Source organism: Vibrio paracholerae, assembly GCF_037672085.1.
GTDB lineage: Bacteria > Pseudomonadota > Gammaproteobacteria > Enterobacterales > Vibrionaceae > Vibrio > Vibrio cholerae.
Window position 1 is genome coordinate 1,547,620 of sequence record NZ_JBBHLM010000002.1, and the last position, 24,403, is coordinate 1,572,022.

The window sequence follows — 24,403 nt, forward strand, 5'->3', positions numbered from 1 at the left end:
TCACAGATAGCTTAGATCGGTCGCTTTGCCTTTGAAAATCCGATACACAAAAAAGGTGTACAGCAGAATGGTTGGCATGACGATCACCACACCAATCCCCACCACCATCAAGGTTTCAGGTGATGACGCAGCCTGCTGCGCAGTCATGATTCCGGGGACGATCTCAGGAAAGAAGCTGTACGCGAGCCCGAGGAAACTCAATCCAAAAATCAGCACCACACCAAAGAAAGGCCATTGCACACCCGCATCATTTACCGTCGGTACGCGTTTGAGATAGCGATCCACCACTAAAATCGTGGCAAAAACGATAATAGGGATCGGCGCAAGCAGGATCACCTCAGGAAAACTAAACCAACGTTCTGCGACTGCAGAATTCACCCATGGATTGACCAAACTCACCGACAGCACCCCTAACGCCGCCAGCCATCCCGCTTTACGCGACCAACGCGCGGCACGCACTTGCAGCTCCCCTTCGGTTTTGAGCACCAACCAAGCGCCACCAATATACACATAGGCGGCAGCCACACAGAGCGCACTCAGCACCGCAAAAGCATAAGCTTCAGGTGCAGATTCAAATCCGACGACATAGCGGCCAATCATATAGCCTTGGGTAAGCGCGGCCAGCAGAGAGCCGATTTTAAAGCACAAATCCCAATGATCTTTGTGGTCGGCTTTGGCTTTTGCTCGAAAATCAAACGCGACTCCACGCATGATAAGCGCAATCAGCATCAACGCGGTCGGCAGATAAAGCTCAGTAAATATCAGGCTATGTGCCGTAGGAAAGGCAATCAGCAAGATACCGACCGCCAACACTAACCAAGTTTCATTGGCATCCCAAAATGGGCCAATCGAGGCGATCATTCGATCGCGCTGCGCCACATCATTACGCGGCAGTAAAATGCCCACGCCTAAGTCATAACCATCCAACACCGCGTACATAAACACGGTGAAACCCAACAACAACAAATAAATTTCTGGCAAATACTGCATCATAACGCGGCCTTTGTAGAGCTTGGTGAAACTTGCGGTGCGTGTCCGGTTTTACGCGCAAGGTAAAACAGGGTGTGAACATAAGCGACCAACAACACAACATAAGTGATGAGATAAAGCGTCAGCGAGATCCCAACCGAGCTACTGGCCACGGGGGTCACGGCTTCAGCGGTACGCAATACGCCACTCACCAGCCAAGGCTGGCGACCAATTTCCGTGACATACCAGCCCGCAATCGTGGCAACCCAACCCGAAAAGGTCATGCCGATTAAGGCATACATATAGGGTTTGGGTAGCGGTTTGTTACGCCATACACGCCAAGCGCCAAACCAACTGACCAACAGCATCAGCACGCCCACTCCCACCATAACGCGAAAACCAAAAAACAGCGGTGCGACGGGGGGATGATCTGGCGCGAAGGCATCAAGTCCAACAACTTCTCCGTTCATATCGTGGGTTAAAATCAAGCTGGCCAGATGCGGAATACCAAGAGCAAAATCATTGCTGCGAGTCTCTTCATTTGGCAGAGCAAACAGCAGTAGCGGTGCGCCGCGCTCGGTCTGCCATACACCCTCCATCGCCGCGATTTTCGCTGGTTGATGTTCTAAGGTATTGAGGCCGTGTAAATCCCCCACCAAGATCTGCACAGGAATGGCTAACGCGGCCACACTCACGGCCACTTTTAAGCCCATTTTGGCGGCTTGATGTTTGGCATTACGCAGCACTTGATAAGCACTGATCCCAGCAATCAAAAAACTTGCCGTCAATGCCGATGCCAGCAAAGTATGCGCTAAGCGATATGGCATCGAGGGGTTAAAAATCACTTCCTTCCAACTGGTGACATGCACCACGCCATCAATCACTTCATAACCGGCTGGAGTGTGCATCCAACTGTTGAGCACCAGAATCCAAAACGCAGATAAACTGGTGCCCACAGCCACCAGCACAGTCGATAAGGTATGCAACCATTCCGGTACACGCCCTCGACCAAACAGCATCACGCCAAGAAACGTCGCTTCCATAAAGAAGGCGGTCATCACTTCATAGCCAAGTAAGGGACCTGCCACATTGCCCACCCGCTCCATAAAGCCCGGCCAGTTAGTGCCAAATTGAAAACTCATGGTAATGCCCGACACCACCCCAAGAGCAAAAGTCAGCGCAAACACTTTTACCCAGAAATAGTAGAGATCGAGCCATTCACTGACTTGTGTCCGTAAATAACGCCATTTGAAAAACACCAATATCCAGCCCAACGCAATGGTGATGGTGGGAAACAGTATATGAAAGCTGATATTGGCAGCGAATTGGATCCGCGACAGCATGAGGGTATCTAACATCTCTTTTCCTCAAAAAATGAAACAAACCAGTGATAGGGTTAACACTAACCACCATCTTTAGTGACTCATACGTCATTGGCACTGGATTGGTTTAGTCAGCGCAGCGCAAATTGCCCGTGCCAGACAAATTTGATTTGTATCAATTTTGATGAAGGAAACCGAGAGAAAAGGTGTATCTAAACTCAGAGAAATAATAACAAAACATTACCTGATAAGGATAAGAAATAACGCCTTAAGTGAGCGATAAAACCATCAACGCCATAGACCAAGGATTTTTATACACCCAAACTACTTGGAGTTGCAGGTAGGCGGCAAGTGAGTTCATCCCCATGAGCATAGATACACTATGTGATTGGGGTGAACGAACGTAGCCAACACTGCTGCAGCTTCAAGTAGGAAGGGTATACACGATTCGCCATTCCTATTCGGGTTGGACTGCTTTTTTCGTCCATAAACGCAAAAGTCGGTTGCAATCATCATCAATGTGATAATAATTATCATTTAAATGAAGAAGGGGGGGATATGGAAAATAGAACGTGGTTATACAACGCCTTTTTTAAGGCGCAGGATCGATTTCTAGCGTATGAGGTGGAGAGCGGTTTTGAACCCGAAGTGATCTATGATTACATTCATTGCGCGCGCTTACTCGCCTCACACCATTACCAAGGTGCGAAAGAACAAAACTTCCTGCTGTGTGAACTGTTTCTACGCCAAATCTACTTCCATTTTTTAGATGCCATTCAAGACCCTACACGTAGCCGCATTTTCCGCCGAGTCTGCCTTGATTCCATCTATATCCTCTTGATGGAGCTCAACAAATGTTATCAACAAGTGGATAACGGTGAACTGCGTTTACGCCAACTCAAACAACAATTACAACGAATTCAAGCCCCGCTTGATTAACCAAAAGGATCTGTTATGACTCGCGAATACCGAATTGAAAAAGACAGCATGGGTGAAGTCAAAGTCCCTGCTGATGCGCTTTATCAAGCACAAACTCAACGTGCCGTAGATAACTTTACGTTAAGCCGCTACACCATGCCTAGCGCGTTTATTGCTGCCCTCGCCTACATTAAACAAGCGGCGGCGATGACCAATGCGCAGTTAGGCCATTTAGAAGGGGACATCGCCCAAGCGATTGCCAATGCTTCGCAAGCGGTGATTGATGGTCAGTATGCCGAACAGTTCCCGATTGATGTTTTCCAGACAGGTTCAGGCACCAGTTCCAATATGAACGCCAATGAGGTGATTGCCACCCTCGCCTCGCGTGAGTTGGGCTATGCGGTGAGTCCAAACGATCATGTCAACATGGGACAAAGCAGTAATGATGTGATCCCCACAGCAATCCAAGTCAGTGCGGCCATCAATATTGAGCAGCAACTGCTCCCCGCATTGGCGCATTTAAGTCAAACTCTCGCGGATAAACAGTCAGAGTTGGCTGATGTGGTCAAAACTGGCCGCACCCATTTGATGGATGCGATGCCCGTGACTTTCGCACAAGAACTGGGTGGATGGAAAAGCCAAATCGACCACGCCGCGCAAGGCATCAGCCATGCGCTTTCCCCCATCAAAGCCTTGGCGCAAGGCGGTACTGCGGTCGGCACAGGCATTAATGCGGATCCGCGCTTTGCACGTATTTTTGCCGATAACCTCAGTCAATTGAGTCATGTTGCTTTTCAGCCCAGCGACAATTTTTTCTATAACCTAAGCAGCCAAGACTGCGTAGTCGGCCTTTCTGGTCAGTTGAAAACCGCCGCGGTCGCGCTGATGAAAATCGCTAATGATTTGCGCTGGATGAACTCTGGCCCCTTGGCGGGGTTAGGGGAAATTGAGTTGCAAGGCTTACAACCGGGCTCCTCGATCATGCCAGGGAAAGTAAACCCTGTGATCCCAGAAGCCGTGACTATGGTCGCTGCGCAAGTGATTGGCAATGACACTACGATTACCGTGGCTGGCCAATCCGGTAATTTCCAGCTTAATGTGATGCTGCCGGTGATCGCGCACAACCTACTGGAATCAATAGCATTATTGACCAATGCGTGCCATGCGCTCGCCGATAAAGCCATCGCAACCTTTAAAGTTCGCCATGACAATCTGGAAAAAGCCTTGGCAAAAAACCCGATTCTCGTCACCGCCTTGAATCCTGTCATTGGTTATCTCAAAGCGGCTGATATTGCCAAAAAAGCCTACCAGCAGGGTCGCGCGATTTTGGATGTCGCCGCAGAAGAGACGGACCTTGATCGCGCCACGCTTGAAGCCCTGCTTGACCCGAAAAAGCTCACACAAGGTGGGATTGCCCATTAAACCTTAGCCATAAAGCCCTAGTCATAAAACCTTAGCCATAAAACCTTAGCTATAAAAGAACGCGCCCCTCATTGGAGGGGCGAATTCTAGATATCATTACGGTTTTTATGCCGCTAAACGATCGATAAGAAGCCTAGATCAAGGTTAAGCAAACTTACTGCGAAAGGCGAAATAGACCGCCCCGACCAAACAAAGCCCAGCCCACAAATAATCGAGCTTTAATGGTTCACGCAGATAAAAGACGGAGAAAGGCACAAACACCATTAAGGTGATCACTTCTTGCAAAATTTTAAGTTGCCCAACATTTAGCGCGGTATAGCCAATGCGATTGGCGGGTACTTGCAGTAAGTATTCAAACAGCGCAATGCCCCAGCTCACCAACGCCGCAATAATCCACGGTTTGTTATTCAGCTCTTTAAGATGCGCGTACCAAGCAAAAGTCATAAACACATTGCTGCAAATCAGCAGACCGACACTGACCACAATCGGATTCATTTTTACTCTGTCCTCTTTGGATAACCGTCCCAAACTACGGCGGCGCTAGTCTACAGGAGCGCCATGCCGTTTGCATCTTACCTTTGCGATGCTTTACTGCGGATAATCCGATACATATACAGCACAATAACTAGGTTGATGAGCAGAGCCGCAATACTGAATACACCAGGATGGGTAAACAACTCATACACTTCAAATGGTAGATAGATGGCTCCGCTGAGCAGTGCAAACCACTCCGTCCACAATAAGTTGTGCCAAAGACCATAAGCTTCAATCAAACGGATCGCACCATACACTAGCGCGCCTGCGGCCACCCAGTTCAAATTGAAATGGGTGAGAAGCCCCGCTTGATGCAGTAATTTCTCTGGCCAATAACTGGCAGGATTAAGGTGCAAGTGCTGCAACAGATCTTGCAACAACTGCTGGAGGCTATCGCCGGCAACATGGTGCAGCCCTAACCCCAACAGTAGCGACACAATCCCTTTGGTCGACTCTAAAATCGCGACCACTTTTAAGCCTTGGTGTGTATTCGACATGCTTATTTCACCATGATTCTTGCGTTCCATTACTTCGCTAGTTGATAAGTAATGACATACAGCTCATCGATATTGGGGTAAATCTCTTGGATCAGCGCCTTGAGTTTGGGTAATTCTATCGCTTCTTGCTCAGCGTGAAACTCGTTGATCTCATCAAACTTGAGCGGTTCAACCGCCAGAATATCTATCTCACACACTTTACGCTGGGTTTCTAACGTGAACACTTCAACGCGAGTGCCGGGCACATAATGGCTCTCCGATTTATCACGGATGGTGATGGTCTTCTGGCCAGAGGCCACCAAGGGGGTCAAAAATTCAAAAAAGGTAATTTGAGTTGGGACGGACATATTAAGAGCCTCGATAAATCGCGTATCAGGGGTGCTTTATGAAGCATTCCCCTAATGAGGTCAAGGGATTATCGAGGCTGTTGGTGTGATGAATCAGCGAATCGCGCGTGGCGCTCAATCATCCACATCGACTTCTTAGATACACCGAATTGCTTTTACTTAAAACGCCGATAAAGCCAGATCCACTGCTCGGGATGCGCGGTGATCGCTTGCTGCATCATGTCGGCTAACTGCTGCGCATCCTGCGCAATGTTGCGACTTAAGTCATCGGTTTGGTGCAAGGTAAAGCGCGAAAAATGCAGTCTCTGCATCATCCCCTCACTGAGCGCATAATGAAAATAGATCGGGCATGCGAGTTTATGCGCAAGGAAAAAAGGCGTTGCCGACAATTGTGTGGCTTGCTCAAACCAACGAACAGGCACACCTTCCGTGCGTAGATCCATATGTAAAACCACCCATTCACCTTGTTTGATCCGCTGCGCTAACTCCAACATCAGATTTTGTTTTCGCAGTAAAAAGGGAATACCGGCTAATTTCGCGGCTTGGGTGATCATGGCATTTTCATCCGGACGATCGCCTGAACTGCCCGCCCCAAAAATGGTGACGGCTTTTTTCCCATGCTGATTAAGCCACCAAGTCACCCCATCATAAACGCCCATATGGGGGCAAACGATAATACCGCCGCCTTGCTTATCTAGGATCTCTTGAACCAAGTCAGGCTGTTCAACTTGATATTGGTAACGCTTAAGATGGCAAAACCCGAGTAAATTCTTCAATGATAAGCGAGTAGATTGCTCAACAATCGCCTGCTTTTTTACGTCACTCAAATCAGGTAACGCGTAATTAAGTTGTGTTAAAGCCGCTGCCATTTTTTTCCGACTTATCGGCTTAGCCACGAGGTGGCATAAACCATTTTTTATCGACAGTGGTAAATAAAATAAGCCTGAGGTTAACGCTTTTAACCAAAAAATACGCACGTTATTCCCCTACTTCGCTCACTAACCAATCAATGACTTCATTGACTGACGATTCCATGGTTAATGGCATATCAAATAGATTAATTTGTGCCGAAAACTGGCTTTCTACTTTGGCGACAATATCGATGAAAGAGAAGGAATCAAACTCATCGAAAAATTTATTGGTGAGTATCGATGAAATACCCTCAATACTGGTTTGTAATCGCTCAATAAGAATATTTTCAATGGCTTGTTTCATATGTCTGACTCGCTAATTGTTGTTGTAAAGCTTTAATATCGGTTTTGCCATTGGCATTTCTTGGTAATTGTTCAATGGCATACCAACGCTTAGGCACAAAAGTTGGATTTAATTGTTGTTTGCATTGGCTCAACCACAGATCTGGTTGCCATTGGGTATGGGTATCCACAAACGCCACCGTGCCGCTGGCATAGCCCGACTCACTTAAAGGCCAAGGCACTATCGCCACGCTGTGCGCTTGAGTCACGCGGCGAACAACGGTTTCAATCTCTTCTAATTCCACCCGTTGTCCGGCAATTTTCACTTGGTGATCGCGACGCCCAAGATGAATCAACACGCCATGTGATTTAGTGACAATGTCACCTGAACGATACCAAATACGCCCTTCGTGCTGGAAAAAGGCACTTTGCGTATTCAGCGGATCATTCAGATAACCATTGACTAACTGTTTGCCCGACAGAAGTAATTCTCCGCGATACCCCTCGGGTGCAGATTCAAAGCGCATCAACTCACCTTGTTCGTTGATGATAGCTAAACACTCCTCTTCAAAAGCACGGCCAATCGGCACCGATGCCATACCTGAATGGGCGACAAATCGATGATAGGTAATGGCAATCGTGCACTCTGTTGGACCATACAGATTGATCACCGGCTGCTGGGTGGCCTGTTGCCATTGTTCGGCTAAATCATGCAGCAAGGCTTGTCCGCAGAAAAAACTCAGTCGCAGAGAAGGTAAACTGTGTTGCGTTAAGGTTTGTCTTTGTAGGGCCAACTCAATAACAGTAGGCACAGAAAGCCATACCGTTAATTGATGGTGACGAATAAATTCCACTGGACTTAATTTCGCTAATTCAGGCACAACATATAAACAAGCACCAGAGATCAAACTGTAAAAAATATCATGTACCGAAAGATCAAAAGTCAAATCAGAATATTGTCCCACTCGATCTTGCGCATTGAGTGGAAATAGTTTGTCAATTTGGCTGATATAGCTATGCAAATTACTGTAACTGACCGCAATACGTTTGGGCTTACCAGTCGAACCTGAGGTTTGCATGATATAAGCGTACTCATGTTCATTATCTAAATGGTATTTCGCTACCAGTAATTCCACATCTTGTTCGGTTATTTGCACTGTGTGAAAAGTGTGCTGAGGATATTGCTGACGTAACGGTTCCATATCCACATCAGGCAGCGCATAAATGTGTAATCGGTCTATGCAAGTCTCAAGTAAGGAGGACAAACGACTCAATTGCTGCGCGTCTACCATGATGGAATCACATTGTGTCGCGATCAGCGTCTCTTGGATCTGTTCTGTTGTTGCTCGCGCATTGAGCGGAATATAAGTCATACAGCCCAAATAGCTCGCCCAAATCGCAGAATAAGCCGCGAGATCGCGCACCGAAAGGATCGCAACTCGCTGCACGCCCTGTAAATGCCAATAGTCACTCAATGAGAGTGCTATATCGGTCATCTCTTGATAGGTGTAGGTATTCTGTTTAACCCATAATGCAGGGGCATGTCGGTTAGCCTGAATGGCCGCCAAAATAGAGTGTCTTGTCTCGCAGTACATCGCCATTTTATTGATAAATTGGTTATGCACGACACCATAACCCTCTCTCTGTAACAAATCTGTCGCAGAATTGTATGGCATTGTCAGCTACCGAGCGCCCGGCCTCCTTTCTATGGCGCGAAAGTCTACAACCCATAATCGCAACTAGTTGTCGAGCAACCGATTGACAATAGACATATCAAAATGGCGTTTCGTGGTGATCGCGTAAAAGCTTTCGGTCACCGCGTCCAGTGTTCCGTAATTGCACAGCCGTCCTGTTTCAATTTCATCTTGTACCACGACCTCGGGCACCACAGTGACGCCTTCCACATCGCGCGCCAATAGACGCAACATCGCCATATCATCGACTTCCGCATAGGGCGTTACCGCTAACCCTAACTGTTCACAATACAGATCAAATTGCAGCCGAATTTCACTGCTTGACCCCGGCACCAAGGTTTTCACTTTAGGTAAATCCTGCGGAAATTGATAACGGCGCAAAGTATCGCTCGGCGGTCCGACAAGGCAGACACTTTGCTGTGCAATGCGCTTACAACGCCAAGGCTGCGTTGAGTCACTCGGTACCGGACGATTGGAAAGGATCAGGTCGAGCTTATGCATTTGTAACTGACCTAGAAGATCTTCCAAGGTAGAGGAAGACAAGATAAGCCGCACATCCGATTTACCGAGCACAGGACGTAAAAAGTTTTCCTGAAAGTTTCGCGATAAGGTCGCCACCGAGCCAATCCTTAATTGCTGTACTCGTTGTAATTCACCGCTTTCCATGATCGAAAGCAGCTCACCGCTCAAGTTAAATATGCTTTCGGCATATTCCAGAACCAAATGCCCAACTTCAGTGAGTTGCAAACTGCGCCCTTGGCGCACAAACAGATCATGCCCCAATTGACCTTCTAACTGACGAATTTGTGAAGAAAGCGCCGATTGTGACACATTGAGTTGCTGCGCAGCACGAGTGAGATGCCCCTCTTTAGCCACAGTCCAGAAGTAATGTAAATGGTGAAAATTCAGATGTCGCATCGCTTTGTTCTCTTTTATAGAACGTTTTGTTAATAACAATATATTTTACTTACTCATTCCTTCGCAACCACAATAGCGCCACCGATAACATCTTATTTTTCAATCAGGAGGCCGACCCATGTCGGAACTGTCACCCCAGTGGCTCCTTGTTAGTTTGTATCTTGGTGGCCTTGTCTTGAGCTTATGGTTACCTCAACAGCAGTGGCGTATCGCCAAGTTCGCCACTCTCGCTGGCTTCATCGCCATGCTTGGAAATACCCTTTTTGCGATAGGGCAAGCGAGCATCAACCTAGTCCCTGTCGATGGATTAGGCGTCGTGATGGCGCTACTCGTCTCGCTCCTAGGCTGGGTGATAACCCGCTTCGCCCATCGTTATCTGCAAGGCGAAGCGCAGCAAGCGCGTTTTGTCACCGCCACGCTGTTTACCCTAAGCTGCGTAGCCTTGTTGGTCACCAGTCAGCATCTGCTTGTGATCGTGCTGGCGTGGAGCGGAACCAGCGTTGGCCTACATCGTCTGCTGACCTTTTACCCAGAGCGCAAAGCCGCACGCGTGGTGGCACACAAAAAATTCTTAGTCAGCCGTTTTGCCGAAATCTGTTTGTTGTTAGCGCTCGGTTTGATCTATCTCGATGTCGGTGGCTTGTCGCTACAAGAGATTCACTTCGCGTTAAACGCGCAGGATTCGCTGCCACTTAGCTTAACTGGGGCTGCGTTGTTACTCGCCTTCGCTGCTATCTTAAAAACCGCTCAGTTACCTCTGCACGGCTGGCTGATTCAGGTGATGGAAGCGCCAACGCCAGTCTCGGCGTTATTGCATGCGGGTGTGGTTAACATGGGGGGATTCGTTCTGCTGCGCGTCGCAGAACTGATTGGGCTTGCTCCTTCGGCGCAATGGTTGCTGGTGATCGTCGGTAGCCTCACTGCGGTGCTCGCTGGCATGGTCATGCTGACTCGGATCAGCATTAAAGTGCGTTTAGCTTGGTCAACGTGCGCGCAAATGGGCTTTATGCTGATGGAAATCGGCTTAGGCTTATATGAGCTCGCCCTGCTCCATTTGGTGGCACATTCACTTTATAAAGCTTATGCCTTCCTAAGTTCTGGCGAAGCGGTGGAGCGAGCACGTCTGCATGATTTTCAAGCCCCACAAAGTGTCAATGGTAAAGCCGTGGGGGCTTTGCTCGCGGTAGGGCTCAGCGCAGCGCTTATCCTGATACTGCACCATTTATGGCAATCCTTAACACCCAATTTGCATCTACCCAATGCGGTGGTCGCGATTCTCGCCTTAGGTTTTGCTCCGCTACTTTGGCAAAGTGGACGTTTTACACCAAGTGGCTTGAGCCTCGGTGTGCTGCGGGTTGCCCTACTCACCCAACTCTATTTCGTGTGGCATCTGCTGTTTGCGGGTTTAGCACCCGAGCTGCGCCCCGCTAGCCCACTCGCGCTGAGCTTTGTGATGTTCTGTTTTATCACTTTGTATCTGATGCAAGTGCTGCTCTGCCTCTACCCCAAAAGCCGTTTATCACTGTGGCTCTATCCTTGGGTTTACCATGGTTTTTATCTTGATGAGACTTTTACGCGCCTGACCTTCAAATATTGGCCCGTGCAATTAACTCTGCCTACCGCTCTTTCATCAACTCAAGCGCAACCGACGACAGGAGAACGCGTATGAATGCGCCACGTTCACTCTCAGCTTTAAGCACCGCCGCTAACCCAGCATTATCGACACTTGTCGAACAAGTCTGCGCCTTGATTGCTCCTAACTGGCCGCTGGATCGCATGATTGCGGTGAGCCCTTATTGGAAACGGATTGATAAGCCCTTTGCACAAGCCGCCGCCGAGCTCAAGCAATTGGCCGCCTCCCCCATGACCATGACGCTCAGTGATTACCACCTTCGTTGGCAAAACCAGCAAATCCAATCAGCGGATTTGCAACAAGCCATCGCTGAACAAAACAGTGACCTTAGCGAATCTACCTTGATTGCCGCTTTACAACAGCCCACAGCGCCGAGTCATCCTTGGCCATTGCTGTGCGACACCGTCGATAGCCGGCGTGCTCTTGAGCATCATCCCGCATGGAATGACGCTATCACCCATCAAATTTCGCAATTTTGCGCCGCCTATTTTGACCATCATCAAGCCGATTGGAGCCCAGATCAGCAAACCGGACTCTTTGCCACTTGGCGTGAGGCGATGATCCACGATCGCAGCATTACGCTGCTGCTCAACGTGACAAGCGTAAAACAAAAAGCTACCAAGCTTCCCGAGGATGCCATGGCCGCCATCGAGCAAACTCTAGCGCAACTCGCTATTGCCCCTGCGCAACAAGAAACGTATTTACAAGCCGTGTTAATGCGCATCAGTGGCTGGGCATCCTGGTGTGCTTATCTCGCATGGCAGGCAGGGTTTGAGGGTCGGCACGATGAGCACCTTCGCGATCTGTTGGCGATTCGTCTCTGCTGGGAGAACTTACTTGATGATGGTGAGCGCGGTATGGGCTCTGTGTGGCTACAGTGGCAGCAATCTTGGGCACCGCGCCAATCGTGCGAGGAGGATCGCCCACTACGCATTGCGCTACTGTGGCAACGCAGTGCGGAAATCGCCTATCAGCGCCAGCTCTTTGCTGCGCTGACATCAGTACAAGAGTCGGCTCCCCAATCAAGTTATCCCGAGGTGCAAGCGGCTTTTTGTATCGATGTGCGTTCAGAAGTCATTCGCCGCCACTTAGAAGCGCAATCACCCCATATTCAAACCCTTGGCTTCGCAGGCTTTTTTGGCTTACCGATCCGCTATCAGTTATTGGGCACCGAAGCAAGCCGCCCACAGTTACCGGGCTTATTAGCGCCGAGCTTGATCGTCTCTGACAGCACAGGGGATGAAGATCAAGACGCGAAATTGGCCTTGCGTCGCCGTGCTCGACTCAAGCGACACTTTAGCTGGCGAGCGTTTCATCACCTCCCCGCCTCAACGTTTACTCTGGTGGAAACCACAGGGTTGGCTTATTTAACCAAGCTCCTTAAACGCACCTTATCCTACCCTGCATCAAGCGCATCGGTGGAGCGTTTCGCCTTTACGGAACATGAGTGGCAGAGTGTCAAACCGCAATTCACGCGCGATCCACAGACGTTAGCGCAGCGTGCTCAAATGGCGGCCAACATTCTAAGAGCGTTGGGGATCGCCACCGAGCAAGCACGCTTGGTGCTACTCGTGGGGCACGGCTCACAGACGCAAAATAATCCGCAGCGTGCAGGGCTGGATTGTGGAGCCTGCTGCGGTCAAAGCGGTGAAGTCAACGCTCGCACATTAGCAGCATTGCTAAATGATCAGGCGGTGCGCCAAGCGTTGCCTGAATATGGAATTTCGCTGCGCGATGACGTCTACTTTATCGCGGCGCTACACAACACCACGACAGAAGCGATGACGCTTTTTGATCGCCATGAGATCCCAATAAGCCATCGCGAAGCGCTAGAACAACTTGAGCAGCAGCTCACGGCCGCCAGCCATGGCGCACGTCAAGAACGCGCGCCAAGTCTTGAACTGAATCACAACCACCAAGCGCCTCCAAGCAAGGACAACGCCCTATCTGCCCAGCAGTTGGAGCAAGCGTTTCTGCGTCGAGCCCATGATTGGGCGCAAACTCGCCCTGAGTGGGGTCTGACCAACAATGCCGCTTTTATCATTGCACCGCGGCAACGTTCAAAGCAGGCGAAACTCGATGGCCGAGTGTTTTTGCATGAATACCAACCGGAGCGCGATCCCGAAGGGCAATTACTGACACAAATTATGACGGCCCCGATGTTGGTCACACACTGGATTAACATGCAGTATTTTGCCTCCACCGTCGATAATCGCCGTTTCGGCAGTGGCAATAAAACCTTGCATAATGTGGTGGGAGGAAATATCGGTCTTTTTGAAGGCAACGGAGGCGATCTGCGCTGTGGCTTAGCCCTGCAATCGCTACATGATGGCCAAGGGTGGCGACATGAAGCCTTACGCCTCACTGTGGTGATTGATGCACCACGCGAACGGATTGAGCAAGTGATGGCTTCACACCGCGTGGTTGAACATTTGGTTAAGCATGAATGGCTCTATCTGGCCCGTTTTGCTGATCAAGGGATTGAGATGTATCGCCAAGGCACTTGGCAACGCATCACTCAGCCCAGCTCAGATTCCAGTGCGAGATAAAATATTGTTGGCCATCTAGGATGGCCAACAATATTTAAAGCGTTTTATAAACCAATCACACCACATACGATGCGCGCACCACCGCCACCCAAAGGCATTGGATGGTCGGAATGGTTATCCCCGCCCGCGTGGACCATCAAAGCTTTACCTTTTACCTCTGCCATTTTGAAGCGGGATGCCAAAACGGGTTGATTTGCTTGGCCTTGCGCATCCACGTACAAAGCTGGGAGATCGCCCAAGTGATTGTCGTTGGTCCACGGATAGCCGTGTTTTCCCGTATTTTGCGGATCATAATGCCCACCCGCAGCGCCACCTAATACGGTTTTGCCATCTTTGGACGAGGTTTCACATGAGCCATTCGCGTGTACATGAAAACCGTGCAAACCGGCTGGCAAGCCAGCTAACTGCGGAGTAAAGACCGTACCATACTCGCTATCAGTTAAGGTAACGGTGCCCACGGATTGGCCAGAACTCAAATCCGTCATCACCACGGTCATTTCTTGAGCCAAAACCGAAGAAGAGAAAAACGCGGCGACCGCAAACAAAGTAAATTGATTCATGATGGATATCCTTATTGAGGGTTTGAGAGTAAGACACAGTTAGTTGAGAGGTCGTGATTGAGTGGAAGACGACACAGCCAATTTTTCTTGATGCAGCGCTTTCAACGTCTCAGATTGACCGTACAACTCAGCAAATTCTTGCACCGAGAGTCCCGCTTTATTGCGAAGGTTATCCGCACACTCTGCTTGGTATAAAGCTCTCGCGATTTGGATTTCCCGCTTCAGTAGAGCTCCCATTAAAGCAGTATTACCACGTTTATCTTGCAAACAAGCATTCGCTCCAAAGCGTAGTAAAAGTTCCACGGTTTGTGCGTTGCCTTGGTAGGCAGCAACCATTAATGCGGTATAGCTCTCTGCATTTCGTTGATTAATCGGAAATCCAGCGGAGAGAAATTCATTCACAACTTCGTCATTCCCTGTCCTTGCTGCTGCGAAAAAGAGTGAGATCAGAGACTGATACTCTTGGCTTGTATCTGACCGTGCAGTAAAAGACGGCTCCGAAGCCGCAACACTGAGTCTAAAAGGGAATAGTACTAATAAGCCGATTAAAACGAGCTGCCATAGCCATTTCATCATTCCTCTCCTTTGCCATAGTGAATGCCCCACAAGAGCCCTATTTTCTGGGCAGAAAAGAGCGGATTTATCTCTTGCGGGGCAAATTTTTATCGGTTACATCGCGGCCAGTTTTGCCACCTGTTTCAAGTCGGTATTGGTCGCACGGGCTAAGCGAGTGCCGTAATCCTTATCCGCTCGGTAGAAATGGCTGACCATAGTAGCTTTGATCTCTTTGTCAGTGACTTTGTTTAAGTCGCCCGCCAAGTTGGTGATAAGGTCTTGTTTGTCCTGTTCATTTAAGCTGCGATAGAGCACACCTGCTTGATAAAAGTTACGCGGATTGCTGATCGCTTTTTGCTGAACGCTTCCAACCAACTGCGTTTGTACCGCTTTAAATTGAGGGTCCTCTTTCAATTCAAGCTTACGACTGGGTTGGTAGTTAATGTCTGAAGCCGTTTGTGCACTGTTACTCGCGCCCTCTTGGTTATGGCTGTTCACCTCAACCAACGGGCGGTTAATTGGCAGTTGGAACAAATTGGCACCTAAGCGATAAAGCTGTGTATCGGCATACGCAAATAAACGCCCCTGCAACAGACGGTCTTCCGATGGCTCAATACCAGGAATTAGGTTTGATGGCGCAAATGCCGACTGTTCGGTTTCCAAAAAGAAGTTGTCAGGTACTTTGTTCAAGGTCATCGTACCGACTTTCTTCTCCGGCACATCCAACCATACCTTGGTGGCGTCTAAGCCGTTGTAATCCAGTTTGCTCAGTTGTTCTGGTGTCAACACCTGTACATAAAGATCCCATTTGGGGTGATTACCCGCGTTAATTTGTGTGTAGAGATCATTCGTTAAATGGTTAAAGTCCTGTCCTTGAACTTTGACGACCTCATCAGGGCGCAAACTTTCAATTCCTTGCAGGCTTTTCCAATGGAATTTCACGTAGTTCACATCGCCTTTTTGATTGATCCATTTATAAGCATGAACGCCAAAACCATCCATGGTTCGATAGCTTGCTGGTGTACCTAAGTTGGTATACACCCAAGTCAACATATGTGTAGACCCTGGCTCATGACTGAAAAAATCAAAAAAGCGATTCGGATCCTGAAGATTGGTGACGGGTGATGGTTTCAGCGAGTGAACCATATCCGGAAACTTGATCGAATCACGAATGAAGAACACAGGCAGGTTGTTCCCTACCAAATCCCAGTTGCCTTGTTCGGTATAAAATTTGGTCGCAAAACCTCGCGGATCGCGCAGCGTTTCTGGCGAACCTTTTGAGTGAATCACCGTTGAAAAACGCACAAATACCGGCGTGATTTTGCCTTTGCTGGTAAACGGCGCTGAGAGTGTCAGATCACTAAAATCACCGGATGCGACAAACTCACCATGTGCGCCGGTTCCTCTGGCATGCACTACCCGCTCAGGAATACGTTCTCTGGCAAAACGCTGCAATTTTTGTATCAGATGAACATCTTGCAGCAATACACTGCCATGCTCACCTGCCGTGATGGAGTTTTGGTTATCGCCAACTGGCGCACCGTTGTCTCGCGTAAGAGTTTGTGCCTGTACGGATACCGCCACAAAACCCATTGAAATAATTAAAAAGCTTTTTGACATATGCATGGTTGCTCTCCAATGCGACCTGCCATTCTGACCGACGTTGCGGAGAATGAAGAAATCAAAAGCTCTTTTCTGCCCAGCGAGAATATAAGGGTAAATAACCCTTTTCACTAAATGGGAAATAACGATGAATTTAATAGAGAAAATCGATTTAAACGAAAGTTTTAGATGACTTCTCATATTTTTACTTATCAACCGGCATTATTTTAAGCCAATATTTGTGATATTGGTTCACAGAATTATTTATTAGAGATAGTTAAATTAGCTCTCTATTATCGGGCATTTTTTAAGCATGTCGGCTGTTTTTTAAACTGGTTATAACTCATGTCCAAATACGATATAAAAGCGTGAATGAATTTTTCAACCTCTCAGGTCATCTCCTTTGAACCAGCAAATGTGAACTCATTTTTGCTCAATAATTCTTTGTATATCTGTTTAAAGGAGCTTTCATGCACGACTCGAAAACGCACAACCTAACAACTCAATACGGCTATCTTATCGGTGTGTTGGGGGTATCACTGATCTTGATTTGGTTGGGGATTTACAAATTTACCCCCACCGAAGCCAAATTAATCGAGCCTTTGGTACTTAACCACCCCTTGATGGGCTGGACTTACCAATTTCTCTCCGTACAAGCGGTTTCTAACCTAATTGGTGCGACAGAAATAATAGTAGGGATTGGTTTATTGATTGGATTACGCTCTTCTAAAGTAGCTTATTACTCTGGCATTGCGAGCGTGGTGATTTTTATTAGCACTTTAAGTTTTCTGATCACAACGCCTGATACTTGGAAGGTATCGGATGGGATTTTGGTTCCAAACTTCTTTTTATTGAAAGATATTCTCTTTTTAGCAGTGGCGATTCACGTTATTGAGAAAAATAAAGTGTAGTCATTAAGTCAATATTCATTGTCCAAGTGTTGATGTAAGCCTATCTATAAAAAAATAGAGCGTCGATTGACGCTCTATTTTTATTCACTCAACCTATTTCTGGCTAATCTGATTAATGTTTAACGGATCTCGGCTCGGTTTAGGGTAGTTTTGTGCTTTAACTAGACTCACCCCTGCCTCGGTCACCCCACCTTCATAGTAGGGTTTTGGATCATTGGGATAGATAAACGCTTTGCTACCCGGATTCCACGTTTGGAAAAACTCGGTGAGATCGGTTTGTGCGGCATAAGAAGCACAAAGCATCAGTTGATCACTTTTACCCAACCCAGAAGGTTGGCATAAGTTTTCTCCTTTCAGTGTCATTACGCCATCGTCTGCATTACGGGTTAAACGGTGCATCAGTTTAAACAGGTTCCAACCTTTCACTCCATCTTCTTGGCTGTAGTAAGTCGGTAGTTCATCTGAATACCAGCGTTCAATTTGGAACTCCGTCTCAGCCCACTCTTTAAGTTGAGCGAACATCACCAAACGCTCACCCGCACCGCCCGCACCCCATGCGTGGCCGCGCTCCATACTCACGAATTCGGGAGCAATACGAATGTCTTGTTCAACACGAGCCATCTTTCCTATGTGACGATCTTGCATGTAAAGCGCCAATAAGTTGTTGACTACCTCCGTAGCACCATCAACGTTGAATGGCGCTTCGGCCGCGTTATGCCCTACTTCATGCCACAATAACCAACTATTTAGTGGATTGGTATTGAGGCTTTTGCTTGTGGCATTAAAACTGGCATTCATTACTGGATAGCCAGAGTGCGCAGCACCAATACTGATCGCCACATCGTTGACAAAGTGATGACGATTGTTCGGATTACTTTCACTGGTGGCTTTTCGGTTGCGCAGTCCATCGACTCCTTCGTCACGCGCATAGAAATCGTTGAGATCAAGAGCGAACCGATCCAAATCTTGGGCAAATTGAGCAATGCCGCCAGTGTAGCCAGAAGCATGTAAGTTCTCTTTTGGCGCAGTAAACACAAAACTGTTGGAAACCACTTCACCGATTGGTGATGGGGAATCTAGCCCATTTTCCCACTTACCCTCTTTATACAATGGGGCATCAATCGTTCCAGTGAAAGTCAGTGTCACTTGCTCACTGTTCCCTCCTTGGGCATAAATCAAACCGCCATAAGGCACAGTAAAATCATGACTCGCGGCGTTTCCACCACCAATCACGAAGGATTTGGTCATTCTTGGTGGACGCTTTAAGCCAAGCTCATGCTTCTCACGCCCAGTCAAATCATCAGCCAGTGCAATGGTGATTGTCACAGGAGAATCTTCTCCAGACACGGCCACACTGAACTCTTGCTGCGCTACAGCCCATTGACCCGTTGGCTGACGATTACCCGCAAACCATGCCGTGGTTTGGTTACGCATATCCAAGATTATTGTTCGACCTTGAGAGCCCTTGGCTTCTCCTGGAAAAGCACGTACATCCACTTTGATGTCTAAATCCCAGAATGAGCGTCCCAACATTAAACGAGTCAGAGGTTTTTCCATATAGTTTAATGGGTAACTCGGGTTCATTTGACCGGAATACTCACCTTCACCATACACCATGCCCATTTGATTCAGTTCTAATTTCAAATCTGTTGGGCATTGGGTATTTCCGCCTGCCACATCATTGGTATAGCAGTTTAAGAACTTAGTGAAGCGCTGAAAGCCTAGTTCATCATCATGTCCTGCTTCATAACGATAATCGAGATCGTTCCACAGCCAAACCGTCATGTTTTGATAGATGCGGTTGAGATCGACACTGCTTAAGCGCTCACCCTGCTTACCTTTAGTGCGGAAATAGCGTTCATGTTGATACAAAGCTTCAATGTTAGTGCCTAGATTGGCGGCTTTGATCATCGCTTTGGCTTCTTCATCACCCAGTTTTAGCTCGGTATAAAATGGGACATGCATACCGCCTCCCGTCGGGATACCATTGCCAGGGCGGTATTCCAAACAGTTCACTTCGTAATGGTAGTGGCTATTACTGCATTCTTGATAAGCCAGTTTCCCATCTGAAGTGACGAAAGCATTGAGAATACGCTGCTTGGCAGCCGCTAAACTTGCTTCGTTGAGCACGGGCTTCCCGCTCTCGTTGTAGATGATCTGCCCTTGCTCATTTTTTTGCCAATGATCCGCTTCATCGATGAAAGCAACTTGCTTAACCAACGAACCTTCACTGTTTTTCTCTAGCCAACTGGCTACCTCTAGGTTGGGTTTATCATCCGGCTTACCTTCAATAATAAACGTCCACTCAACCGTGCCATCTTCTTTAATCGTGTACGGTAAGATCGGGGCTGCACCATTCCCCCCTTCTATCGCGGCATAACGTTCAAGTACCCATATACCATGTTGACGTTGATTACGTACGCGATCTGGGTAACCACCACTCGGACCATTACCATTCGCTATCACACTTGATCCCATGCCAAAAGCAATGCCAGCACTATCGAGTAAGCGCGTCATCTCCCCCGCATTAGCTTGGTCGATGATGGTTTCCATCATCAGTACATTGCCGCCACGACTAACGTAGTCGATCAGATTCGTGACATCGTCTTGGCTCATTTTCGGCTCGTCAGTATCGGCACTCAACGGCAGATCATAACTTCCCATCCCTCTCAATCCACGATATTCATAACCATTGAGGATCACAACAGGCAGAGTTTCTGGATCTAGTCCTTCAAAACTCGTCAGCGTCTCTGTGCGCGCAGCAAATCGTGTATCCAAAATAAATGGCGCTGAGCTACCCATCACTTGTCCATGACGCTTGAAATAGACGTAAGGAATATTCGTACCAACCGTCAGTTCGGCCGAATTTTTTCCAGTCAGATAACGCAACACATTACTGAAAAAATTTCCCATATCATTGCTGTCAGAGCTTGCGATACATTCGCCTTGATTGTTTACGCCACCATTCCAACTAAAGCCATTCGGGCAAACTAAAACGCTGTTGTAACGCGAGTTACCGATTACCATCACTTTTCCTCGGCCAAGATCACCGACGCTAATAAAAGGCAAGTTAAACGTTGCGGTCTCGGCAGAAACTTTCTCAGGTTGAACCCGCGAAGGCGCTTCTGTAATGAAAGCTAAACCTTGAGCATCCCATGCCTTCGGTTTACCAAAATCAATCCAGTAGTTGTTATCGTTTCGTGCCATCAAAACAGGGAAAGCCGTATTGGCGATGTTGACTGCCGCTTGTCCACGTGCATGACCGGTACTACCGTAAAAATTGGTACTGTCATGAAATACATGGAAGCGTTCCACTTTTTTCCATCCTTGTTTCTGCACTTCCTCTGTCGCGCCCCAGAGTTTTTGGATGTCCGCCAGAATTCGGCTCGCTTCTGGATCCACGGCCGATTTCGTCGCAAACGTTGACCACATTTGTGATGCACGACTGGGGTTTAAAGCTTGATCAATTTCTGCGGCGATCCCTTGGGAAAATTGCTTGTGGAACTCTCCTGGCACCGTTTGCTTTTCACCACCTCCGACATCCAGCTCGACATCTTCATTACTGAGCGACAATGATATGGCTTCATTCACAACATTCGGGTATTGAGCAAAAACTTGGGTAACTTTATCCGAAAGTGAAACTATATCGCCGGAAATATTGGCATAACGCAACACTAAAGCTTCTGCATTCTTCCCTGCCCATTCAGAGCCTAACTCATTTAATTGAAAGGCATTTTTATTGCCACGAATATGACCAAGCTCAAAGGTGTCAATCGCAAAACTGATCGTATCTCCCCACGAAAATTCAAAGCTGCCGTCTCCCGTGGCTTGCCCATTTTTATTAATACCTGTCACACCTCGACTGTGCTTACTGAAATAAGCAACCCCATTTACCGGACGCCCTTGGCTGTCCAATAATTGACCTTGGCTTAAAATGATTTCTGTTGGTTTATACACCAAATTCTCTTCAGCATTCGCTGAAACAAAACCGCTGTTTAAATCGTTTGATGTCCCCGGAGTGACCGCGGGTGGAATATCAGGAACATGGGTTGAAGGTTGTTTGTCCACTTGGTTATCGTTACTGACTTTTTCGGTAATCAGTTCACGAAACTCTTCAGCAGGCATATCTAAATTATTTCGTAGATAATTTTGAAAAGTGAGTGAATCACGGGATGATTCGAAATTAAAATCAATATTTTTCCCTTGCAGATTACCCATGTTTTTGATCAAAGTTTGTACGTTGCTTTGACGTAATACGGACTCTTTGTACTCATCGGCATTCGTCAGTGTAAGTAATTCCAATCCACTTGTTCGAGCTGCCATGCGTGAATTCGGAATATTGAAAGGAGAGCTAAAGGTGGCTAACGTTTGACCATCCAATGTACACACTACATGATCTTTCTGTTCAACTGAAAACTGGTTGGCAGGTTGATCATTACACTGCACCGATTCACCAAACATCAAGCTACCATCTAAAGAAAGACGAGAAATAATTATTGGGTCATCAACTCCGATATCGGGTAGTTCCCCCCCCGTAACTGAATCACCTTCACCAATATTAGGAATATCAGGCTTAATAGTATCGGATGGATTAGGAATCGAATCATGATTACAACCAGCAATTGCTAGAGCAACCATAATAGCGGTTAATTTTATTTTCATATTTATCATTCTTATGTATTTAAATTTACCAAAATTACAATAAGAAATATTTAATCTTTAAGTCTATTATGTCAATCGATACGGTATAGGACTTTTCCCACAATGGTAAAGTAGCAAGATAACACAGAATGGATTTATTTATTTCATACCGATTTATTATTGATAAGCGCAAATAATTAATAATTTAAAAACAATTTACATCGATGCACATTCTATAAATAAAAAATAGAATAAGAACATCCTCAATGACTTGGAATTGCAGGTAAGTATTAAATGAATCGCGATGTACAATTAAGCGAATTCATTCCCCCATACACGCAATGCAGCGATTGAGTAAGGGGTGGTGATGTCCGGCATCGGAAACGATAGCAACCTGACTGACAAACGGCATATCTTGAATCTTCTTCACCACCACCGAATGGTCAAGATGCTCTGTGAGCGATAAAGGAACGATCGCAATACCAAACCCAGCTTGCGCCATAGTAATTGCCGTTCTTAACTGTGGCGCAGCATACGATCGCGCGATATTGACTCCGGCTGCGCTGAATGCGGCTTCAATATTGTCGTACAGGGCCGGCCCGACCTCTCTTGGAAACATCAATACATTTTCATGGTTAAGCTGGATGAGCTGAATCTTTTCCACTTCCGCTAACGTATGCACGGCGGGGATCACCGCCACAAATGGGTCATCAAATAATATCTTTCGCCGTAGCGCTTCACTGGCATAACAAGGCAAACGCATAAATGCGATATCCAACTGTTTTTCTTGGATCATTCTAGCCAACTCTGGCATCGGATGTTCTACGGCGATCAATTGTAGATCTGGAATCGTTTCATGCAGTTGGCGCACTTTTTCTAATACCACAGAACTGCTGGCGGTTGAGGCAGCAAAGCCTAAACGCAGTTCAAGATGCTCTCCCCTTGCCCTTTGTCTAACTCGATCTTTGGCTCGTTCAACTTGTTGGAGAATGCTGGTCGCATCCTGATAAAAAAGCTCACCGGCGGGCGTCAACTCAACGCCTCGTGATAATCGTTTGAAAAGATTGACGCCAAGCTCTTCTTCTAACTTTTTGATTTGCTGACTTAAAGGTGGCTGGGCTATGCCAAGTTGCTGCGCCGCACGCGTGAAATGTTTTGCCTCTGCGACGGCCGCAAAGTACTTCATGTAACGAAATTCCATCAACCACCCATATATTTTCTATATCAAAATAAATCTTATTTATATTGGATTTAGCGCCACTAAGAAGTCAACCTAAATATACACACAGATTCATATTAGAGTTGACTTATGAACCCTTTACTCTCTGCCCACTGTTCATGCTCACAAGAGATTGCTCAGCAATTTGCCCACTATCAACACATCAGTGGTGAAGGCGAGATTTATCAAACCTCATTGATGAGCGCCTTAATCGCTGGGGTTTATGAAGGTGCAACCACCATAGCGCAACTTTTAGAACATGGGGACTTTGGTCTCGGTACGTTTAATGAACTGGATGGCGAATTGATCGCATTTGATCGGCAAGTCTTTCAACTGCGTGCTGATGGTTCTGCACAACCCGCACATCCTGAGCAGCAAACGCCTTTCGCCGTTTTTACTTTTTTTAAAGCGGATATTGAGCTGCCCATTACCGAGCGCATGACTCGTGAACAAGTGCATCAGTTGATTGACCGATTAGTCCCAAGCGACAACCTATTTTGTGCGATTCGCATTGATGGCACCTTTCCGAGTGTGCAGACCCGTACTGTACCTAAACAACAGCGGCCCTATCGACCTATGTTAGAGGTGGTTAAACAGCAGCCCGTTTTTCGTTTTCAACAGCAACATGGCGTGATTGCCGGATTTCGCAGCCCGCAATACACCACAGGCATCAACGTGCCCGGCTACCACGAACATTTTATTACTCAGCAACGTACGGGTGGCGGACACATTCAAGATTACATCATCCGTTCAGGATTCTTACAAATTGGGCGAGTTTCGCGTTTGGTGGTCGACACTCCGGTGTCTCGTGACTTTCTTGAGGCGAACCTCACCCCTAATAACATCCGTACTGCCATCGAAGCAGCGGAAAAATAATCGCCCAACCGTGAAATGCTTGTGATTGGCGGCGAAAGCGCTC

The 24,403-nt window shown here is 47.4% G+C and carries 20 protein-coding genes; 6 read left to right on the forward strand and 14 right to left on the reverse strand.

Features of this window, described 5'->3' with window-relative positions; genetic code table 11:
* Together R4537_RS12295 and R4537_RS12300 are read right to left on the reverse strand one after the other, a co-directional pair.
* Positions 1-993, reverse strand: a complete 993-nt coding sequence (locus R4537_RS12295) for a cytochrome d ubiquinol oxidase subunit II (RefSeq protein ID WP_000984103.1) — start codon at positions 991-993, stop codon at positions 1-3.
* Complete coding sequence (locus R4537_RS12300; protein ID WP_071178241.1) at positions 990-2,327, reverse strand: cytochrome ubiquinol oxidase subunit I; 1,338 nt, start codon at positions 2,325-2,327, stop codon at positions 990-992. Before R4537_RS12300 ends, R4537_RS12295 begins: the two co-directional genes overlap by 4 nt.
* Before the next feature lie 522 nt (positions 2,328-2,849).
* Between R4537_RS12300 and R4537_RS12305 the strand changes: the two genes are divergently transcribed.
* Together R4537_RS12305 and R4537_RS12310 are read left to right on the forward strand one after the other, a co-directional pair.
* Complete coding sequence (locus R4537_RS12305; RefSeq protein ID WP_000431622.1) at positions 2,850-3,230, forward strand: hypothetical protein; 381 nt, start codon at positions 2,850-2,852, stop codon at positions 3,228-3,230.
* A 15-nt stretch (positions 3,231-3,245) separates the two neighbouring features.
* Positions 3,246-4,631, forward strand: coding sequence for a class II fumarate hydratase (locus tag R4537_RS12310; RefSeq protein WP_000196491.1), 1,386 nt, complete (start codon positions 3,246-3,248; stop codon positions 4,629-4,631).
* Between the two features lie 144 nt (positions 4,632-4,775).
* Here the strand turns inward: R4537_RS12310 and R4537_RS12315 are convergent, their stop codons facing one another.
* From R4537_RS12315 to R4537_RS12345, 7 genes are all read right to left on the reverse strand, one after another.
* Entirely contained in the window at positions 4,776-5,126 is a 351-nt protein-coding gene (locus tag R4537_RS12315) for a DMT family protein (protein WP_001068360.1), read from the reverse strand.
* Positions 5,127-5,203: 77 nt separating this feature from the next.
* Positions 5,204-5,662, reverse strand: a complete 459-nt coding sequence (locus R4537_RS12320; RefSeq protein ID WP_071178271.1) for a DUF2127 domain-containing protein — start codon at positions 5,660-5,662, stop codon at positions 5,204-5,206.
* Between the two features lie 29 nt (positions 5,663-5,691).
* Positions 5,692-6,009 carry a N(4)-acetylcytidine aminohydrolase gene (gene yqfB / locus R4537_RS12325; protein ID WP_000115899.1) on the reverse strand — a complete coding sequence of 106 codons (318 nt, stop codon included), beginning with the start codon at positions 6,007-6,009 and terminating at the stop codon, positions 5,692-5,694.
* A gap of 155 nt (positions 6,010-6,164) precedes the next feature.
* Entirely contained in the window at positions 6,165-6,986 is an 822-nt protein-coding gene (gene almG / locus R4537_RS12330) for a glycine--lipid A transferase AlmG (RefSeq protein WP_071178242.1), read from the reverse strand.
* 1 nt (position 6,987) lies between these two features.
* Positions 6,988-7,224, reverse strand: a complete 237-nt coding sequence (gene almF / locus R4537_RS12335; protein ID WP_000806242.1) for a lipid A modification system glycine carrier protein AlmF — start codon at positions 7,222-7,224, stop codon at positions 6,988-6,990.
* Positions 7,208-8,878 carry a lipid A modification system glycine--protein ligase AlmE gene (gene almE, locus R4537_RS12340; protein WP_071178243.1) on the reverse strand — a complete coding sequence of 557 codons (1,671 nt, stop codon included), beginning with the start codon at positions 8,876-8,878 and terminating at the stop codon, positions 7,208-7,210. The genes almF and almE overlap by 17 nt, the downstream gene beginning before the upstream one ends.
* 63 nt (positions 8,879-8,941) lie before the next feature.
* Positions 8,942-9,814: a LysR family transcriptional regulator gene (locus tag R4537_RS12345; RefSeq protein ID WP_001216247.1), complete on the reverse strand. Its 873-nt coding sequence runs from the start codon at positions 9,812-9,814 to the stop codon at positions 8,942-8,944.
* Between the two features lie 118 nt (positions 9,815-9,932).
* Here R4537_RS12345 and R4537_RS12350 point away from each other — a divergent pair, with 118 nt between their 5' ends.
* Positions 9,933-11,483: an NADH-quinone oxidoreductase subunit L gene (locus R4537_RS12350; RefSeq protein ID WP_071178244.1), complete on the forward strand. Its 1,551-nt coding sequence runs from the start codon at positions 9,933-9,935 to the stop codon at positions 11,481-11,483.
* Positions 11,480-13,996, forward strand: coding sequence for a YbcC family protein (locus tag R4537_RS12355; RefSeq protein ID WP_071178245.1), 2,517 nt, complete (start codon positions 11,480-11,482; stop codon positions 13,994-13,996). Before R4537_RS12350 ends, R4537_RS12355 begins: the two co-directional genes overlap by 4 nt.
* Before the next feature lie 44 nt (positions 13,997-14,040).
* Here the strand turns inward: R4537_RS12355 and sodC are convergent, their stop codons facing one another.
* From sodC to katE1, 3 genes are all read right to left on the reverse strand, one after another.
* The gene (sodC, locus tag R4537_RS12360; protein WP_071178246.1) at positions 14,041-14,556 is read right to left on the reverse strand and encodes a superoxide dismutase family protein; all 516 of its coding nucleotides are present in this window, start codon (positions 14,554-14,556) and stop codon (positions 14,041-14,043) included.
* A 39-nt stretch (positions 14,557-14,595) separates the two neighbouring features.
* Positions 14,596-15,132 carry an ankyrin repeat domain-containing protein gene (locus tag R4537_RS12365; protein ID WP_071178247.1) on the reverse strand — a complete coding sequence of 179 codons (537 nt, stop codon included), beginning with the start codon at positions 15,130-15,132 and terminating at the stop codon, positions 14,596-14,598.
* Between the two features lie 93 nt (positions 15,133-15,225).
* Entirely contained in the window at positions 15,226-16,737 is a 1,512-nt protein-coding gene (gene katE1 / locus R4537_RS12370; RefSeq protein WP_000551118.1) for a catalase KatE1, read from the reverse strand.
* Positions 16,738-17,183: 446 nt separating this feature from the next.
* On the opposite strand from katE1, the gene R4537_RS12375 reads away from it, so the two are divergent.
* Entirely contained in the window at positions 17,184-17,624 is a 441-nt protein-coding gene (locus R4537_RS12375; RefSeq protein ID WP_001959968.1) for a YkgB family protein, read from the forward strand.
* Between the two features lie 93 nt (positions 17,625-17,717).
* On the opposite strand, the gene R4537_RS12380 is transcribed toward R4537_RS12375, so the two are convergent.
* Positions 17,718-22,286 carry an SslE/AcfD family lipoprotein zinc metalloprotease gene (locus R4537_RS12380; RefSeq protein WP_071178248.1) on the reverse strand — a complete coding sequence of 1,523 codons (4,569 nt, stop codon included), beginning with the start codon at positions 22,284-22,286 and terminating at the stop codon, positions 17,718-17,720.
* Positions 22,287-22,587: 301 nt separating this feature from the next.
* Positions 22,588-23,466, reverse strand: a complete 879-nt coding sequence (locus R4537_RS12385) for a LysR family transcriptional regulator (RefSeq protein WP_071178249.1) — start codon at positions 23,464-23,466, stop codon at positions 22,588-22,590.
* A 108-nt stretch (positions 23,467-23,574) separates the two neighbouring features.
* Here R4537_RS12385 and budA point away from each other — a divergent pair, with 108 nt between their 5' ends.
* Positions 23,575-24,360, forward strand: coding sequence for an acetolactate decarboxylase (gene budA / locus R4537_RS12390; protein WP_001068896.1), 786 nt, complete (start codon positions 23,575-23,577; stop codon positions 24,358-24,360).
* Positions 24,361-24,403: the final 43 nt, after the last annotated feature.

What these genes read in the sequence shown, in the direction of transcription:
- R4537_RS12375 (WP_001959968.1), top strand. Translation starts at nt 17,184, where the DNA reads ATGCACGACTCGAAAACGCACAACCTAACAACTCAATACGGCTATCTT.
- sodC (WP_071178246.1), bottom strand. Translation starts at nt 14,556, where the DNA reads ATGAATCAATTTACTTTGTTTGCGGTCGCCGCGTTTTTCTCTTCTTCG.
- budA (WP_001068896.1), top strand. Translation starts at nt 23,575, where the DNA reads ATGAACCCTTTACTCTCTGCCCACTGTTCATGCTCACAAGAGATTGCT.
- yqfB (WP_000115899.1), bottom strand. Translation starts at nt 6,009, where the DNA reads ATGTCCGTCCCAACTCAAATTACCTTTTTTGAATTTTTGACCCCCTTG.
- R4537_RS12345 (WP_001216247.1), bottom strand. Translation starts at nt 9,814, where the DNA reads ATGCGACATCTGAATTTTCACCATTTACATTACTTCTGGACTGTGGCT.
- R4537_RS12365 (WP_071178247.1), bottom strand. Translation starts at nt 15,132, where the DNA reads ATGATGAAATGGCTATGGCAGCTCGTTTTAATCGGCTTATTAGTACTA.
- R4537_RS12380 (WP_071178248.1), bottom strand. Translation starts at nt 22,286, where the DNA reads ATGAAAATAAAATTAACCGCTATTATGGTTGCTCTAGCAATTGCTGGT.
- almF (WP_000806242.1), bottom strand. Translation starts at nt 7,224, where the DNA reads ATGAAACAAGCCATTGAAAATATTCTTATTGAGCGATTACAAACCAGT.
- almE (WP_071178243.1), bottom strand. Translation starts at nt 8,878, where the DNA reads ATGCCATACAATTCTGCGACAGATTTGTTACAGAGAGAGGGTTATGGT.
- R4537_RS12305 (WP_000431622.1), top strand. Translation starts at nt 2,850, where the DNA reads ATGGAAAATAGAACGTGGTTATACAACGCCTTTTTTAAGGCGCAGGAT.
- katE1 (WP_000551118.1), bottom strand. Translation starts at nt 16,737, where the DNA reads ATGCATATGTCAAAAAGCTTTTTAATTATTTCAATGGGTTTTGTGGCG.
- R4537_RS12385 (WP_071178249.1), bottom strand. Translation starts at nt 23,466, where the DNA reads ATGGAATTTCGTTACATGAAGTACTTTGCGGCCGTCGCAGAGGCAAAA.
- R4537_RS12350 (WP_071178244.1), top strand. Translation starts at nt 9,933, where the DNA reads ATGTCGGAACTGTCACCCCAGTGGCTCCTTGTTAGTTTGTATCTTGGT.
- R4537_RS12300 (WP_071178241.1), bottom strand. Translation starts at nt 2,327, where the DNA reads ATGTTAGATACCCTCATGCTGTCGCGGATCCAATTCGCTGCCAATATC.
- R4537_RS12320 (WP_071178271.1), bottom strand. Translation starts at nt 5,662, where the DNA reads ATGTCGAATACACACCAAGGCTTAAAAGTGGTCGCGATTTTAGAGTCG.
- R4537_RS12295 (WP_000984103.1), bottom strand. Translation starts at nt 993, where the DNA reads ATGATGCAGTATTTGCCAGAAATTTATTTGTTGTTGTTGGGTTTCACC.
- R4537_RS12310 (WP_000196491.1), top strand. Translation starts at nt 3,246, where the DNA reads ATGACTCGCGAATACCGAATTGAAAAAGACAGCATGGGTGAAGTCAAA.
- R4537_RS12315 (WP_001068360.1), bottom strand. Translation starts at nt 5,126, where the DNA reads ATGAATCCGATTGTGGTCAGTGTCGGTCTGCTGATTTGCAGCAATGTG.
- R4537_RS12355 (WP_071178245.1), top strand. Translation starts at nt 11,480, where the DNA reads ATGAATGCGCCACGTTCACTCTCAGCTTTAAGCACCGCCGCTAACCCA.